Consider the following 15,453-nt stretch of genomic DNA (forward strand, 5'->3'; position numbering starts at 1 on the left):
TGAGTCCCCCTTTTATTATGGGTTTATGGTGATTGTAGTTGTGGTGCCTGAGCCTAAGATCGCTGCGTTTGCTCCTATCGGAATAGTAGCAATAGGCTGAACATGTCCGAAATTGACGTTTGCAATTACTGGAATATTTTTCAATTCACCCTTTGTTGCGATAACTCTCTTTATCGCGGCTTCTGTTACATTTGAATCCTTCTGAAATCTGCCAATGAGAATTCCTCTTATACTCGCTGCCTCAGGTAGTTGAAGCAATGATTGCAGCACACGGTCAAAAGAATGAATATGTGCTTCATGATCCTCCTCGATGAAAAGAATACAATCCTTTAATGATGGCATATATTCTGTCCCCTGCAGCAGGTGCAGTGTACTTAAATTCCCGCCAATCAGTTTTCCTTCAGCTTCGCCTTCTTGGATCACCAAATAGTTTTCTTGTTCGATGAAGGTACGTTCCTCCTGATCTAGATACCATTTATCATCACTCCAGACAGGTGACGGATTCACCTCATATGGTGCATCATTTGTTACAGCTTCTAAAAAAGATTGAAGTGTATAATCTAAACCATATTTCACTCCAAATGTTGAAAAAAATGGTCCAGAATATGTAATTAATCCCGTTTTTTGATAAATGGCCGCACATAATGCGGTAATGTCACTATAGCCGCAAATCACTTTAGGGTTTGATTGAATTAAATCATAATCTATGTAGTTTAATAACTGATTGGCATGATAGCCGCCGAGTGCCGTTAATATCCCTTTAACATTTGGGTCGCGAAAGGCATCGTGTAAATCCTCAATCCTTTGTTCAATTGAAGTCGTGAAAAATTCATCGTGGTCGTCCACATGTTTCCCAAACGTAACGGCAAAGCCCAGCTGGTTTAACCGCTCTGTAGCGAGTTCCACCTGCTTCCCTTTAATGACCGCCATACTTGTAGATGGCGCAATTACCCTAATTTCATCCCCGGGAGATAATCGATTTGGCAGCATAATATTGGGTAGCCTCCTTTTTTTAGTTTAGTTTACCAGAAAATGTTGGGTATTGGGGCAGCGAGGATATATTTCGTTTAACGCAGATATTCCTAATTTATCGCAGATATCTGCTATCAAGCTCAAACCAAAAAAAGAAAACCCGCTAATATAGCGGGTTTAGGCCATAACGACTTCCTTATTTCGTTCTGTTGTTGCCTTTTTAATGATGTCTCGTGCGATCCAGACGCCGCATGCGCTTGCTTGAGCAAGACCGCGGGTAATTCCTGCGCCGTCGCCGCCTACGTATAAACCGCTGATTTCAGATTCAAACTTGTCATTAAGCTTTGGTCTAGCAGAATAGAATTTTGCCTCGACTCCGTAAAACAAAGTGTGTTCTGACGCTAATCCTGGTGTAACTTGATTCAAAGCTTCAGTCATTTCAATTAAACTCTTAAGAGTATTATATGGAAGAACCAATCCTAAATCTCCTGGGACCGCCTCTTTTAAAGTCGGCTCAATGAATCCCTCTTTAATTCTTTTTTCCGTTGAACGGCGTCCTTTTAAGATATCTCCATACTTTTGAACGATTAGCCCGCCATTTGAAAGGGAATTCGCAAGGCGTGATACTTCGTGCGCGTATTCGGTCGGCTTATCAAATGGCTCCGAAAATGTATGAGAGACAAGCAATGCGAAGTTGGTATTTGGGCTTCCGAGGTTCGGATCCTTGTAAGCATGCCCATTGGCAAGCATGATACCGGAGTGGTTTTCTACAACAACATGTCCTGAAGGATTGCTGCAGAATGTACGCACTCTTGTTCCAACAGATGTATTGAAAACAAATTTTCCTTCATATAAATTTTCATTAATTTCCTGCATAACGATGTCGGATGTTTCAACACGAACCCCGATATCTACTTGATTACTAGTCATCTTTAGGCGGCGTGACTTTAAGATATCAGTCAGCCATTTTGAACCATCTCTACCAGGAGTGATCACCACTTTATCTGCAAATAGGTCCTTATCTCCTTTTAACTTAATACCCTTTACTACATAGCCATCAGCTGTCTTCTCAGTAATCAAATCCAGCACTTCTGTTTTAAAAGACATGTCAATTTTATCATTTAAGTATTCAAAGATACTTTTCATAATTTCTAAGTTTTGCTCTGTTCCAAGGTGACGAACTTGAGCACGTAATAATTTTAAACCAGCTGCAAAACCGCGGCGCTCGATGTCCTTTACTTTATCTGTTAATGGATCCGTAATACTTTCAGTTGCACCATGCTTCAGGTTAATTTCATCTACATATTTAATCAAATCAACCACTTGAGAATCTGGAAGATAATCAGTCATCCAGCCGCCAAATTCACTTGTGATATTAAACTTTCCATCTGAGTATGCACCTGCACCACCGAAACCAGCAGTAATCGAACAAGCAGGCAAACATCCTGCATACTCTTTCCTGCCAGCTGCTGGAGGGCATTTCTCAATTTTATTATCTAAAATTGGACAATTTCTCCGATAAATATCATGCCCCTTGTCCACTAACAGCACCTTTGCGTTCGGCATTTTTAGTGTAAGTTCATAGCAGGTAAAAATCCCCGCTGGGCCTGCACCCACTACTATAACATCATATCTATTATCCATTGTCCATTACCTCCAAGACGTTTTTACTTAACCCTTGGTAAATATATCAAAGATTTTTCACATCGTCAACATTAAAAACGAACTATATTTTAAAATACTTTTTTATTGTTCGTGTTTTGCTCGTTTTTTGAAAACAACAAAAAAGACTCAAAGCTTTTCGCCCGAGTCTTTTTTATTTAGCAATAGCTAGCGCCGATGATAATTAATAGAATAAACAACACTACGATTAATACGAATGTGCCATAACCCCATCCGCAGCCACCTACTTGAGCTGGAAAACCGTAACCGCAACAATCTCCACCAAAACCATGACCATAATGCATCCCATTCACTCCTTAAGGTTTTTATCTGTTAACACTCTTACTTTATGTAATAGGTACTTGACCTGTCTGTGCATTCGCCTATATTATGAGAATCAATGAAGAAAATGCAGGTGATGAATTTGAAAACGCTATTGAAGAGCTTTGTTAACGGGATTTTGACGATTGTGCCCATTATTCTTGTAGTCTTTGTTATTTACAAAACGTTTCTGTTTCTGGATGGACTCCTAGGAAATACATTAAGACCTTATCTTCAGGATGATTACATCCCTGGTATCGGATTATTAACGACAATTGTATTAATAACTCTGCTAGGCTGGTTATCTACAAAATTTATAACTGGCAGTATTATTAGACTGATTGATAAATGGCTCGAAAAAATTCCTGTTGTAAAAACGATTTACTCAGTTATAAAAGATACTGTTCAATCATTTTTGGGGGAGAAAAAATCTTTTTCAAAAGTGGCGCTTGTCGTCATTCCAGGAACTGAGATGAGGAGTATGGGGTTTATTACTTCCGAACAATTAGATGATTTCTATAGCCCGCTTAAGGATCATGTGGCAGTTTATATTCCACAAACGTTCCAAGTTGCCGGATTTACCTTTTTAATTCCGAAAGAACAAGTAGAAATTATTAATGTAAGGCCGGAAGATGCAATGAAATTTATCCTTTCTGGCGGCATGACCTCCTCTTCAAAAGCAAAAGAAAATTGAGAAAAGCCGCACAAGTTGGCGGCTTTTTCTAATGCTCATCAAACAGCTTCTTATAGTCTCCGTAACCTTCTTCAGCCAATTTATCTTTCGGAATAAAGCGCAGGGCTGCTGAATTAATGCAATATCTCAGTCCATTTGGACCAGGACCATCATCGAAAACGTGACCTAAATGAGAATCAGCAGTTTTACTTCTCACTTCTGTTCGAACCATGAAATGGCTATAATCTTCCTTCTCCATTACTTCTTCTTCTATAATCGGCTTCGTAAAACTCGGCCAGCCACAGCCCGCGTCGTACTTATCAAGCGAACTAAATAATGGCTTTCCAGACACGATATCTACATAAATGCCATCTCTCGTTTCATTCCAATATTCGTTACGGAATGGAGGCTCTGTGCCGTTATTTTGCGTTACTTCATATTGAATTGGCGATAATTCTTTTTTCAGTTGTTCCTTATTTTTCATTCTTCTCCCCCCAATGTGCTTTAATAAAACCAGCTCTCCCAGATCCTACATGGTATCCTTCATAGTGAGCTTTATTTTTCTTATAATAATGCTGATGGTATTCTTCCGCTGGATAGAAGGTTTTCGCAGGCAGAATGGGCGTTACAATCGGTTTAGAAAAACGGCCGCTTTCCTGCAATACCTTTTTAGACTGTTCTGCGAGCTCTTTCTGTTTTTCATCATGATAAAAAATAGCTGTTTGATAGGACTGACCGCGGTCGTAAAATTGGCCGCCAGGATCGGTTGGGTCGATTTGCTGCCAAAATAGTTCAAGCAGTTTTTCATATGGAAAAATTTCTGGATTAAAGATAATTTGAACGGCCTCATAATGGCCGGTAGACTCGGAACAAACCTGTTCATATGTAGGATTTTCTACATGTCCGCCGGTATATCCCGAAATGACACTAATAATACCCGGCTGTTCATCAAATGGCTTCACCATACACCAAAAACAGCCGCCGGCAAAAGTGGCCAGTTGTTTTGTTGCCTCCATTATTTCCACCCCTTTTGGATTATGTTGCTTTGACTATGAGTATACCGAATCTTTACCAAGAAATACAATTTGCTGTTTTTCGCAACAATGTATATTATCTGCGATAATCTCAATATATCTTCGATAAATTGAATTTATCTGCTTTAGAAGAAATATATCTGAGTAAATACAAATATATCTGCGATGCAGATTTAAACTCATTATAATTTCTAAACCTTAATACAAATATAAAGCCGAACCCCATTCACAGGGTTCGGCTGCAATTCCCTATTTAAATTTCTTTTTTTGTCTAGACTGTTTTGTAATGTTTTTCCACTTTTTTTGTTCTTCTGTTTGAGCACGTTTGTCGGCTTTTCTTTCGATATAGGCGAGTTCTTTTTGGAGCTTGTTGTAGCTGGTTAAGCGTCCTGCATCTAATGTACCATCTTCAATCGCCTCCAGGACAGCACAGCCCGGCTCATCCTTATGCTTACAATCCCGAAATTTACACAGTTCACCCAATTGATTAATGTCTGAAAAGGTTTCAGTTAAACCATCGGCACTTTCCCAAAGCTGTAATTCTCGCATTCCTGGTGTGTCAATCAGTACGCTTCCAGTTGGAAGCTGAATCAGTTCACGGTGGGTGGTCGTGTGGCGCCCTTTGTCATCACTTTCACGAATCTCCTTGACCGCTTGCTTTTGTTCACCTACTAACAAATTGGTTAACGTTGATTTCCCTACCCCTGAAGACCCTAATAACGCAATGGTTTTTCCTGGCTGTAAGTATGGTGCAAGCTTCTCAATCCCACTCTTCAACTCTGCACTAATTGCAATAACCGGTACACCGCCTAACGCGATTGCTTCAACTTCTGCAAGTTTTTCCTCGATATTATTACATAAATCCGCCTTACTTAAGACAATAACAGGGTTAGCTCCACTTTCCCATGTCAGCAGCAGATAGCGTTCAATTCTTCTTAAGTTAAGATCATCATTTAACGAGTTTACAATAAAAACTGTATCGACGTTTGCAGCAACAATTTGTTCTTCAGCCGTTCTCCCAGCGGATTTACGAGAAAATTTACTAAAGCGGGGCATGACTGAATAAATCGTTCCTTTTCCTTCATCAACACGAGGCTTGAGCATGACCCAATCTCCCACCGAAGGATAATCTTCACGACTTAATGCCTCAAAATTAAATTTGCCTGAAACCTCACAAAGTAATTCGCCATGCTCTGTCCATACACGATATAAATGCTTATGTTCCAAGGCAACCCGGCCAATTATCATCTCGTCATTTTGTTTTAATGCTTGAAAGTCATTTTTAATTTTTTCAGTTAGTCCAATTGTATTTAAATTCATCCATATTCCTCCAAAAAATGTAAAATAAAAAACCATAGGCAACACAGCCCATGGTTGATATTCACAAAGGAATAATGGGTATAGATTCCCCTAGTTGGTGAATCCTCGGGCTGTGCAAACGATATTGAAATCAACGGCACTTAACGTATTTTCAATTAACATTACACTTCACCCGCTTTCCGACTTATTTGTATTAAGTATATGCCGACTTTATCCATTTGTAAACAAAAAATCCAAATAAAGACACCCACCTAAACATGCATGAATAAATTAATTTGTAAAGAACGAAAGAAAGGAGCAAATGGTATGTCTGGAAATAAAAATCATACTGATTATCTTCAAAGAGCTGCAATGTATGATTTGCTGGCTCATAATTTTAAATACTCGAACCCAAACCTGCACATGCATTACTATCTTAAACATTTAAAATATATGAATAAAGCGATGATCATGCGTAACATCCAACAAAACCAGTCCGAAGGCAGAGTCCGGTTCCTTCACACCTCACCTGATTCCCCCGATATGGATATTTATATTAATGGGCAAATGCAAGTCAAACGACTCCCATTCAGAGTGGCAAGCAACTATTTAGCATTAAAGCCTGGCAAATATCACATTGATATTTACCCAACAGGAAATTCAGTAGATAGTGTTCTGAACAAGAGAATTACAGTTGAGCCTGGTAAAACATACACACTAGCCGCCATTGACTCGGTAAAAAAAATGCGCCTGCTGCCTTACCTGAATCAACCGGAAGTGCCGTCAAATGAATCAAAAATCCGTTTTCTGCATCTATCATCTGATACAGGTGCCTTGGATATTGCTGTTAAAGACCGAGATGTGGTCTTTCCAAACGTATCCTACAAACAGGCTACCGACTATTTAGGCATTATGCCGATGACGGTAGACTTAGAGGCTAGAGAGGCAGGAACAAAAAATGTGATCCTGCCATTGCCAAGAGCACAGTTTCGTCCAAATGAAACCTATACAATTGTATTTCTAGGTCTTTCTAAAGGTGAACCTGCCTTACAAGCAATGATCTTGAAAGATTAGGCAAAGTAATAAGGTGGTTCACAGATTTGTGAGCCACCTATTCTACGGGTACCAGTATTAAAAATGTAATATCATCATTTTTTAAATCAAATGTGTTTACTTTTATTCTTACATCACTTTTTAGCTTTATTTGCTGCATGTTAACATAAACATTTTTTTCATTTGGCTGAATGTCAACACCATTCGGCAGCTTATAATTTTCTTTGATAAATTTCAGTACATAGGAAACAGGTAAAGGGAGGCTTCCAACTGAAATTGACTTTTGCTTTAGAACTAAGTCACCATTTTCTAATGCCTCTGGTTCGAAGGTAAGCTTTAAATCTACTTCTTGACTAAAGAATTGTAAGGTCCCATACAATTCCACTTCATCCTGCAGCTGTATACTATATTCTATTGGTGAATCGGCCGCTTCCTTTTTAATATATTGGTTTATTAATACATTGAGATCTGCCTTATTCGATTTAACCTCGAAAGTAACATTCTTGTTATTAGGTTCAGTTTGTTGAATCTTCCCTTTTTCATCGGCCGGTATCATGATTAAAGATAAAAGAATAATAACAATAATGACAATAAACCCTAATAAAAGAAAGAATCCCGTTTTCCATTTATTTTTCATAGAAAGCTAATTCTCCTCTTTACTGACCATATACGCTTTTTTAACGAGATCAGGTAATGTCCGTTCTTCTATAGTTTCGTTTAATCGATCTGCAATTAATTCATACCCTTTATCGTTGGGATGAAACTTGTCTGTATGCAATAAACTTTCTGTTGGGTTTATAAAAAGGTCTTCAATCCCAACAAAATAAGCATTTGAATAATTAGAAACAACGCTTTGACTTGCTTTATTCCAATCCGATACGATTTGATCGAACTCTTTAATATCCGAAAACCACTGAGAAAAAGGATTGTATACTCCAACCAAAACGATATAGGCTTCGGGATTCACTCGAATAATCGTATTCATAATTTCATTCAAATTATGAATGTATACTTCTCTTTCCTTATTGAATACGGATAACTGGAGATTTGAGATATTATCTCTGACAACCTTCATAATGTCATTGCCGCCAATCGTCAAAATCACCAAATCAGCTGAACCAAGAGTATCTTTCATCTCATCTGTCTGAAGTCTTTTTAGTAACTGCGGGCTACGATTACCTTTTACACCGAAGTTATAGAAATCAACTTCCTTAATACCCTTTTCTTCCTCGAGCAAAGTTCTTAAATAAGGCAGATATCCTCCAGTTTTGGTACTATCTCCTACACCTTCTGTCAAAGAGTCACCAGCAGAAATAATCTTTATTTCCTTTGGGACAAAATCGGCAGGAATCTCTTCATAAACCACAGCAGAAGCCGTCCGTACTTTATGAAATTCCAACCGATCGGGTTTACTGCAAGAACTTAAGAAAAATGTCGAAAGAACAAGAAAGGTGAAAACTTTTTTCATTCGATTCACCACCTTCTTACTAATGATATTATAACAAAACAAAAATAATACAAAACAAACTGGCACTATTTCCTATTCATTCCAAAAAAATAGACCCTGTAAGAGGTCTATTGTAACAATTTTATATCACTAACGATTTCATCATATGGAACTTCTTTGTAGCCATCGTAAATTTTCTTAACCTTTTCATCTGGTCCCACTAAGAAAAAATATGTCTGGTGAATAACCTGATCACCTTCTTGAGGTTTTTTTACTAAGGTTTTGAATGTTTCCCTCGCATATGTCTCAATAAATTCTTGTGAATAGCCTGTTAAAAAAGTCCAATTATCATCTTTCAGCCCGAAGTTCTTTGCATACTCTGTTAGTTTTTCGGGTGTATCGACAGTTGGGTCGACACTAAATGAGACAAACTCAACATTTTTCAATTCTTCTTCCTCAACCATTTTTTGCAGTTTGGTCATATTAGCTGTCATTGGCGGACAAACGTCTGCACAATTGGTGAAAATAAAATCGGCAACCCATATTTTTCCGTCCAAATTCTTTTTTTCGAATGGTTTATTGTCTTGTGTGACAGCATTAAAATCATTTACTGGATAATCAAGCGGATTCTCGATTCCCTTCTGTCCGCAAGCTGATAGGAGTGCCACAATTACTATTAATAAATACGATATCCGAACCTTCATATTGATCCCCCGCAACCTTTTTCTTTTCGTGATTAGTTTAACAAACATTCACAAAAGAAGAAAGACAACGGCTCACTAATCCATTGTTCCTGTTTTCGTTAACGTATTTTTTACTTGAACATCAAATTTAGCATTCTTATATAATTCTTTCCATTCCTTTTGAGTTATTGGCTTACCACGGACATGAGCCATATACTCATTCCCAAATCCAATAGGGTCAACCTGTTTTTCTTTGAAAAACAGAAGGAGTTTTCTAACTTGATATTCCATTTCTTTATTTATTTTTTTCTCTATGAATTTCATGTTAGCAGGTTTGCCTAAATCTAAATAATTTGTTGTTTCAAGCAATCTCGAATCCATTTTTATCTTTACTTTAAAAGCTAGATTCTTTTTATCAACCAAATCAATCTTCGTATTACTGCGCAAATTATCAATACTTATAAATAATTTGTTATAAATTTGCCCATAAGATTGTCCACCTTGTACGTTAATTATTTTCGAAAATTCGTCGCGATTAAATTCTAATTCCTTTGATCCTGTACGGTATTCATCTGTTAAAAGTTTTAAATAAAAGAGCTTATCATTGCTTAATCTCGCAACCATTTTATCATCATTAAATAAAGCAACCCCTGCAATCGCTGCCTTGTCCTTCTTTACTTTTAAAATTGGCAGCACCGGATCCTGCCCGTAATCAAAAAATTTGTGATTAAATTCATGAAGTGTTGGTGAGATTAATAGTTCTCTTTCCACATTTTGTCGAATTAAATTATACAAATAGGTGCCTATATTCACCTTTATTTTCTTCTCGTCCATACTGATGATAGAAAAAGCGTCTTTTTCAGCAATCGTTAAATATACCATATTCCCAACAGTCGGATCACGATTTAGTGCATTTACAAGCTGAATAATTCCTTTTTCAGCCAACTCCTCACTATAAATAACACACCTGAGCTGGCCCATTTCTAGTCTTTGGTCGATTGCAAGATTTTCCTCAGCCCGTAATGTTTGGAGGGTATTCGCATCAGCAGTAATCAAGTTAGTCATAACTTTGGCCATTGGATCAAATTTTGTTACAGAAACTGTTCCCTTGATTTCATTTTCCTTCTTTAAATCAAATCCAATTGCTGTAATGAGGCCTAATCTCTCCAATTGCTTGGGTTCTGTACCACAGCTTGTTAGTAATAAGAGAGAACTCATCGCAATCACAGTCCTTAGCCATTTACGACGTTTCTGCATGCTTACTTTCCCTCCTTTTATACCATTTTTTTATGAAAACAATCATGGCAAGAAGAACGGGATAGCAAAAAGCAAAGTAAAATCCTAGTTTTGCTACCCAATCTGTAATCGTATTCATTTGATATCTTGTCTTTATAAAGAATGAAGCTCCAAAAGCCGCAATAGCAATAATCCAAACACCCCATTTTTGTTTTTTTCGCAGAATTCTAGAAAATCCTTTTGTAGCCGCCCAAAGATACAAGCACATATTTGGCATTATAATGAGCATCCAAAAGGAAACAGCAATAAATTCAAACCGTTCTAAGTTCGGAAGTCTAACGATCTTAAACATTGACAAAACCGGCCAGATCGTTTTTTCCAAGCTGTTAGAGGCGAAGAATACAATAGAAATGATGGTTGCAAACGTAAAGGTGATGGTTGTAATCAAATTTCCTATTAGAACAAAAAACATAGCTTTCTGCTTTTCTTTTACAAATGGGTAAACAAACAGAATAATTTCAAACCCCAGCATAGAAAGTGTTGTACTGTGAGCTCCCATAAATAGCTGTTTCACATTCGCATTCATAATTGGAAACAAATGAGTAAAATCACCGAATTGCAACGGGACAAAAAGGACTACAGCCAGCCATATGGTCCCTACAACAGATAGAAATGCCACACCAACAACTACCCTTATTCCACCATAAACAGTATAAATGACTAACAATATGAGAACGAGGGAAAGCTGCCAAGTTGGCAAAGTCGGAAATATCCACACTTGAACAATTTCAACGTAGTTCATTAGAATGATGAAAAATGTTGATGTCATATACATCATGTAGAGGAAATTCAAAGAATTCCCTACCCATTTGCCAAAAATATCAACATGAATTCCATACAAATCTGCACTTTCATATTGCTTAAGCATTTGAATCATAATTACCAAAACAATAGAAACAATGATCCCTGCTAGAAAAACAGAAATCCAAGCGTCATGCTTCGCTTCTAAATAAACAATTCTTGGCAGCCCAGCTAACCCTACTCCTACCTGTATCGAGTGAATGATAAATATGAGCATGGGTGCATTAAACAATAATCCTTCTTTTGGATGTAAATTCACCTTCATATTTGTTCGCTCCTATTCATCTACATCCTTTTTTTGTTTTGCCTTCCTTTTAGGGAAGCGCTCCTGGTCTTCTGTTCGATTCGTTAAGGGACGGAATGAAAGATATTGCGGAGGCAACTTAAAAAAACTATATCCTAAATCCTTTAATCTAACTGGATATACAGGTGTAAGATAGGGGCCTCCTATGGTTTCTAATTTAAGTAAATGGACGATGAAATAGCAGAAACATAGCATGATTCCAATACCTCCCCATAATCCTGCCATTATGATAATTGGGAACCGAATGATACGAATTGCGGTACCCATTAGGTAACTTGGAGTCGTAAATGATCCAAGAGCGCTTAATGCAATGATTATGATCAAGATATTGCTAGTAAATCCTGCCTCAACGGCCGCTTGCCCAATTACGATACCTCCTACAATACCCATCGTCTGACCTACTTTTGTCGGCAGCCTGGCCCCAGCCTCTCGTAATAATTCGATAACAAATTCGAGTAATAATGCTTCCATGACGGGTGGAAAAGGAACTCTCGCTCTTGATTCCCCCAACGACAGCAGCAATGGAGAGGGAATGACTTCATAGTGATAGGTTAAAACGGCCACATAGGCAGGCGTAAGTAATACAGAAAAAAAGGTTGCCACTAGCCGGAGCATACGTAAAAATAATCCCATGTTCCAGCGCATATAAACATCTTCTGTTGATTCGAAAAAGGCAAAAAACGATGTAGGACCATAAAGGCAGTCTGGACTCCTGTCCAATAATACAGCCACTTTACCCCTATATAGCGCTATCGATACTCGATCAGGGAGCTCTGTGGTCATTAACTGTGGGAATACAGACCAGCTGTCGCTCTCAATATACTGACCAAGGACGGTTGTCCCGGGAACATAATCCAAGTTCAGTTCTTGGACCCTCTGCCTAAAGGTTTGGACAATTTCTTCATCCGCAATACCCTTAATGTAGACAAGCTTAGCTTTTGTTTTTGATCGTTTACCGACAGTCAAGTCTTCTGCACATAAATCTTCATCTTTAATGTTGTTCCTTAAAATATTCATGTTAGCCTGTAGTGATTCGGTAAAAGCGATTTTGGGACCATAAACAAGCGATTCCGTTTCCGCTTTTTCAAGACCTCTTTCAAGGGTCTTACTAACATCCGCTAGAATCCCATAGGGCTGCCCTTCAGCGTAAATATATACTTTACCTTCATTAATTCCCGAAACCACTTCACTTAATTGATTAACAGCAGTGATCGAAATCATGGGTAAGACTTTTGCAATCGATTCACAAGTCCATTCCATGTCCTTATTGTTTAGTATGGATTTGATGACAATATCGTCGAGCCTCGTTGAGTCGATGGATGAGTTCATCAAACAAAAGATTAGCTTCTCCCCGTCCTTTTTCATTGTCCTAAAGACAAGGTCAGAACCAACATTTAATTCAGATTTAAGCTGCTCTTTTAATTCTTCCAAGTCTAAACTATGAGCTTTCGGTGTATCATCCGCTTTTTTACCTGACAACCATTTGAACATAGGCAACACCTTTTTAATTTCAATTTTTTTTAGCATTACCAAAAAAGCAATTTTTACCCAAGGATTCAGTATGGTGCCAGGCACCCTTATACTTTTTTCCATTTCAATGATTTTGTAACAAACACAATCATTGAAATTGTGGATTATAGATTAGCGCAAAAAGGTTTATTGAATTGGGATGATATGGTACTATGAATGAGTATTCATTCAACATACAGAAAATTTAGTCAACTTAACAGGGGTGAAAAAAATGCAGCAAATCGGTCCGCTTTTGATTATGGAAGGTCCTAATCATAGTAAGGTCCCCTTTTCAAGAAGCTTGTACATCAATAGTAAAGAGAAGGTACTCATTGATACTGGTGCTAATCCAACGGATCTTCGGGCGCTGAATGATCAGCACGGGGTTGAGTTAATCATCAATACGCACTACCACCCCGATCATACCTTGCATAATCATTTGTTTCCGAACGTTGAAAAATGGATTAACCCATTAGAATTTGAAACGATCCAATCTATTGAAGGGATTGCGCGGGGAAACGGCGTGTATCAGGAATGGGGTCAGGAGGGTGTGGAAGCATTAAGGAAGCACATGCCTGAGGAATGGGTACAAAACCTCGGAGAAATTTCCGGAACTTATCGATATGAGCAGGAATACAACTTCAGCGGAGTTAAAGTAAACTTTCTTCATACACCTGGTCACACGGAGGGGTATTCCAGTCCCTATTTTCCTGAATTAGGGGTCGTCTTTGTCGGGGATTTTGATATGACTTCCTTTGGTCCATGGTATTTTGGTACGGACGGAGATATCAATGCGTTCATTGAATCCGGTCGACGACTTTTAGAGTTGGAGGCAGATACCTATATTACAGGTCATCAAAAAGGTATTTTTACGAAACAAGAATTTATTATCGCAATGGATAAATTCTTAGCGATGATCGACCAACGTGACCAGACTATCGAAATGTATGTACGTCAGGGAATGAATTTCGAAGAACTCACAAATATCGGGATCTTCTATCCGAAAAAAATATTGAGTACTATGATTTTGAGGACATGGGAACGGAGTGGGATTCGTAAGCATTTGCAGCGGTTAGGGTATACCGTTCACGAATCATCGTCGGAAATTGCGTTGGTAAATAAATAGGATGGTGCTACGGGGCACCATCCTAATTTTATTCAGTGTAATACATTAAGGCAATTGCGCCTGGTCCTGTGTGGGTGCTGATGGTTGGACCTGTATAATCAACGGATATATTCTGGTAACCCGTTAATTCTATAATAGAGTCTTTTACTTTTGTAGCTAACCCATGGGCCTCAGCATGTACAATCCCTACACCACGAATGGTTTTCCCTTTTACATCCTCAGCAAATTGTTTAGCCAGCCATTTTACCACTTGAGAATGACTGCGAACCTTTGCGACAGGATTGTATTCCGCACCTTCAAGCGAGGCAATCGGCTTGATATTAAGTAATGAGCCGATAAAGGCCTTCCCTTTACCGATTCTACCGCCTTTCACCATATTCTCGAGGGTATCAATCATTATATACAGTTTCGTATTTTCACAAACGGTTTCAAGCCGTTCAAGAATTTCTTCCATACTCTTTCCTTGCTGAGCCATTTCAGCAGCTTCTCTAACTTGAAACTGGAGAGCAATGGATATAAATTTGGAATCTAGTACGGTTACCTTTGTGTTTGTCATTTGGGCAGCACTTTCTGCAGAGCGTACGGTGCCGCTCATTTTCCCGGTCATATGTATCGATAGAACCTCATAGCCCTCTTCACCAAGCTTGTCATATACTTCAAGAAAGGTACCAGCAGAAGGCTGGGAGCTCTTCGGTAATTCCTCTAAACTTTTCATTGTTTCCAAAAATTCAGCGGGTTGAATTTCAAATCTGTCTAAGTATGTTTCACGATTGATGGTTACTGACAAAGGCACGATCACAACACCAAGCTGTTCGGCCTGCTCTTTTGTCATATCCATGGTCGAATCCGTTACTATTTTAATCTTGCTCATCTACTCACATCCTAGCATTTACTCCATTGTATTATACAGGTTCCCTATTCTTTACGATATACATTCCCCTATTTTCATGAAATTAATTGTGAAAATTAAAAGAACACTGGGATATCCAGTGCTCTGAAAAAATTATGCATTATTCTTTAATTCTGGTACTGAAAACAAAGCTTCATAATCAGGCCATTTCATAACCCTTTTTAAATACTCTTTAAACGAATAGCATTTGCTCGGCTTTGTCTCCAAATAGAGTGTAGAAATAAAATTCTGTAAACGGACTTGGATCATAAATGTATAAGTGCTGCCTTCCTCCAACAAAGGAATTTCAATAACTTTAACCTTCTGTCCAACCACATTTTTGAACTCTAGGCTTTTGAATAACAAAATATCAATCCTCTTTTT

Annotated in this window: 17 protein-coding genes; 3 read left to right on the plus strand and 14 right to left on the minus strand. The window is 38.2% G+C overall.

All coding sequences use genetic code 11. The features are described from left to right. Positions 1–15 precede the first annotated feature (15 nt). The 3 genes from QNH29_RS20480 to QNH29_RS20490 form a co-directional block, all read right to left on the minus strand. Positions 16–990, minus strand: coding sequence for a S66 family peptidase (locus QNH29_RS20480; RefSeq protein ID WP_283861170.1), 975 nt, complete (start codon positions 988–990; stop codon positions 16–18). A gap of 159 nt (positions 991–1,149) precedes the next feature. Further along, positions 1,150–2,616, minus strand: a complete 1,467-nt coding sequence (locus QNH29_RS20485) for an NAD(P)/FAD-dependent oxidoreductase (RefSeq protein ID WP_283861171.1) — start codon at positions 2,614–2,616, stop codon at positions 1,150–1,152. Positions 2,617–2,792: 176 nt separating this feature from the next. Then, a complete protein-coding gene (locus QNH29_RS20490; protein ID WP_283861172.1) occupies positions 2,793–2,939 on the minus strand; it encodes a YjcZ family sporulation protein in 147 nt (48 codons plus the stop codon). A 95-nt stretch (positions 2,940–3,034) separates the two neighbouring features. Between QNH29_RS20490 and QNH29_RS20495 the strand changes: the two genes are divergently transcribed. Beyond that, positions 3,035–3,649, plus strand: coding sequence for a DUF502 domain-containing protein (locus QNH29_RS20495; RefSeq protein WP_481858745.1), 615 nt, complete (start codon positions 3,035–3,037; stop codon positions 3,647–3,649). A gap of 28 nt (positions 3,650–3,677) precedes the next feature. Here QNH29_RS20495 and msrB read toward each other — a convergent pair whose 3' ends face one another. The 3 genes from msrB to rsgA form a co-directional block, all read right to left on the minus strand. Further along, a complete protein-coding gene (msrB, locus tag QNH29_RS20500; RefSeq protein WP_283861173.1) occupies positions 3,678–4,112 on the minus strand; it encodes a peptide-methionine (R)-S-oxide reductase MsrB in 435 nt (144 codons plus the stop codon). Then, positions 4,102–4,644 carry a peptide-methionine (S)-S-oxide reductase MsrA gene (msrA, locus tag QNH29_RS20505; protein WP_283861174.1) on the minus strand — a complete coding sequence of 181 codons (543 nt, stop codon included), beginning with the start codon at positions 4,642–4,644 and terminating at the stop codon, positions 4,102–4,104. The genes msrB and msrA overlap by 11 nt, the downstream gene beginning before the upstream one ends. Before the next feature lie 267 nt (positions 4,645–4,911). Then, the gene (rsgA, locus tag QNH29_RS20510) at positions 4,912–5,982 is read right to left on the minus strand and encodes a ribosome small subunit-dependent GTPase A (RefSeq protein ID WP_283861175.1); all 1,071 of its coding nucleotides are present in this window, start codon (positions 5,980–5,982) and stop codon (positions 4,912–4,914) included. 306 nt (positions 5,983–6,288) lie between these two features. Between rsgA and QNH29_RS20515 the strand changes: the two genes are divergently transcribed. Next, complete coding sequence (locus QNH29_RS20515) at positions 6,289–7,035, plus strand: DUF4397 domain-containing protein (protein WP_283861176.1); 747 nt, start codon at positions 6,289–6,291, stop codon at positions 7,033–7,035. Between the two features lie 37 nt (positions 7,036–7,072). Here QNH29_RS20515 and QNH29_RS20520 read toward each other — a convergent pair whose 3' ends face one another. The 6 genes from QNH29_RS20520 to QNH29_RS20545 form a co-directional block, all read right to left on the minus strand. Next, the gene (locus QNH29_RS20520) at positions 7,073–7,651 is read right to left on the minus strand and encodes a YpmS family protein (RefSeq protein ID WP_283861177.1); all 579 of its coding nucleotides are present in this window, start codon (positions 7,649–7,651) and stop codon (positions 7,073–7,075) included. 6 nt (positions 7,652–7,657) lie between these two features. Next, positions 7,658–8,482: an SGNH/GDSL hydrolase family protein gene (locus QNH29_RS20525; RefSeq protein ID WP_283861178.1), complete on the minus strand. Its 825-nt coding sequence runs from the start codon at positions 8,480–8,482 to the stop codon at positions 7,658–7,660. A gap of 107 nt (positions 8,483–8,589) precedes the next feature. Then, positions 8,590–9,165 (minus strand): SCO family protein, encoded by a 576-nt coding sequence (locus tag QNH29_RS20530; protein ID WP_283861179.1) that lies wholly within the window; start codon positions 9,163–9,165, stop codon positions 8,590–8,592. A 75-nt stretch (positions 9,166–9,240) separates the two neighbouring features. Further along, on the minus strand, positions 9,241–10,401 hold the full coding sequence (locus tag QNH29_RS20535) for a Ger(x)C family spore germination protein (RefSeq protein WP_283861180.1): 1,161 nt from the start codon (positions 10,399–10,401) through the stop codon (positions 9,241–9,243). Beyond that, positions 10,385–11,506: a GerAB/ArcD/ProY family transporter gene (locus QNH29_RS20540; protein WP_283861181.1), complete on the minus strand. Its 1,122-nt coding sequence runs from the start codon at positions 11,504–11,506 to the stop codon at positions 10,385–10,387. The genes QNH29_RS20535 and QNH29_RS20540 overlap by 17 nt, the downstream gene beginning before the upstream one ends. 12 nt (positions 11,507–11,518) lie before the next feature. After that, positions 11,519–13,036: a spore germination protein gene (locus tag QNH29_RS20545; RefSeq protein ID WP_283861182.1), complete on the minus strand. Its 1,518-nt coding sequence runs from the start codon at positions 13,034–13,036 to the stop codon at positions 11,519–11,521. 250 nt (positions 13,037–13,286) lie between these two features. Between QNH29_RS20545 and QNH29_RS20550 the strand changes: the two genes are divergently transcribed. Beyond that, complete coding sequence (locus QNH29_RS20550; RefSeq protein ID WP_283861183.1) at positions 13,287–14,180, plus strand: MBL fold metallo-hydrolase; 894 nt, start codon at positions 13,287–13,289, stop codon at positions 14,178–14,180. A gap of 28 nt (positions 14,181–14,208) precedes the next feature. On the opposite strand, the gene QNH29_RS20555 is transcribed toward QNH29_RS20550, so the two are convergent. Together QNH29_RS20555 and QNH29_RS20560 are read right to left on the minus strand one after the other, a co-directional pair. Next, positions 14,209–15,051: a DegV family protein gene (locus QNH29_RS20555; RefSeq protein ID WP_283861184.1), complete on the minus strand. Its 843-nt coding sequence runs from the start codon at positions 15,049–15,051 to the stop codon at positions 14,209–14,211. Positions 15,052–15,183: 132 nt separating this feature from the next. Then, positions 15,184–15,435, minus strand: a complete 252-nt coding sequence (locus QNH29_RS20560) for a DUF2535 family protein (protein ID WP_283861185.1) — start codon at positions 15,433–15,435, stop codon at positions 15,184–15,186. Positions 15,436–15,453 lie beyond the last annotated feature (18 nt).

The organism is Neobacillus sp. DY30, from assembly GCF_030123065.1.
Lineage (GTDB): Bacteria > Bacillota > Bacilli > Bacillales > Cytobacillaceae > Neobacillus.

Bases quoted from the DNA above. Each gene is read 5' to 3' on its own strand.
- QNH29_RS20480 (WP_283861170.1), bottom strand. From the start codon at position 990: ATGCTGCCAAATCGATTATCTCCCGGGGATGAAATTAGGGTAATTGCG.
- QNH29_RS20485 (WP_283861171.1), bottom strand. From the start codon at position 2,616: ATGGATAATAGATATGATGTTATAGTAGTGGGTGCAGGCCCAGCGGGG.
- QNH29_RS20490 (WP_283861172.1), bottom strand. From the start codon at position 2,939: ATGCATTATGGTCATGGTTTTGGTGGAGATTGTTGCGGTTACGGTTTT.
- QNH29_RS20495 (WP_481858745.1), top strand. From the start codon at position 3,035: ATGAAGAAAATGCAGGTGATGAATTTGAAAACGCTATTGAAGAGCTTT.
- msrB (WP_283861173.1), bottom strand. From the start codon at position 4,112: ATGAAAAATAAGGAACAACTGAAAAAAGAATTATCGCCAATTCAATAT.
- msrA (WP_283861174.1), bottom strand. From the start codon at position 4,644: ATGGAGGCAACAAAACAACTGGCCACTTTTGCCGGCGGCTGTTTTTGG.
- rsgA (WP_283861175.1), bottom strand. From the start codon at position 5,982: ATGAATTTAAATACAATTGGACTAACTGAAAAAATTAAAAATGACTTT.
- QNH29_RS20515 (WP_283861176.1), top strand. From the start codon at position 6,289: ATGTCTGGAAATAAAAATCATACTGATTATCTTCAAAGAGCTGCAATG.
- QNH29_RS20520 (WP_283861177.1), bottom strand. From the start codon at position 7,651: ATGAAAAATAAATGGAAAACGGGATTCTTTCTTTTATTAGGGTTTATT.
- QNH29_RS20525 (WP_283861178.1), bottom strand. From the start codon at position 8,482: ATGAAAAAAGTTTTCACCTTTCTTGTTCTTTCGACATTTTTCTTAAGT.
- QNH29_RS20530 (WP_283861179.1), bottom strand. From the start codon at position 9,165: ATGAAGGTTCGGATATCGTATTTATTAATAGTAATTGTGGCACTCCTA.
- QNH29_RS20535 (WP_283861180.1), bottom strand. From the start codon at position 10,401: ATGCAGAAACGTCGTAAATGGCTAAGGACTGTGATTGCGATGAGTTCT.
- QNH29_RS20540 (WP_283861181.1), bottom strand. From the start codon at position 11,506: ATGAAGGTGAATTTACATCCAAAAGAAGGATTATTGTTTAATGCACCC.
- QNH29_RS20545 (WP_283861182.1), bottom strand. From the start codon at position 13,036: ATGTTCAAATGGTTGTCAGGTAAAAAAGCGGATGATACACCGAAAGCT.
- QNH29_RS20550 (WP_283861183.1), top strand. From the start codon at position 13,287: ATGCAGCAAATCGGTCCGCTTTTGATTATGGAAGGTCCTAATCATAGT.
- QNH29_RS20555 (WP_283861184.1), bottom strand. From the start codon at position 15,051: ATGAGCAAGATTAAAATAGTAACGGATTCGACCATGGATATGACAAAA.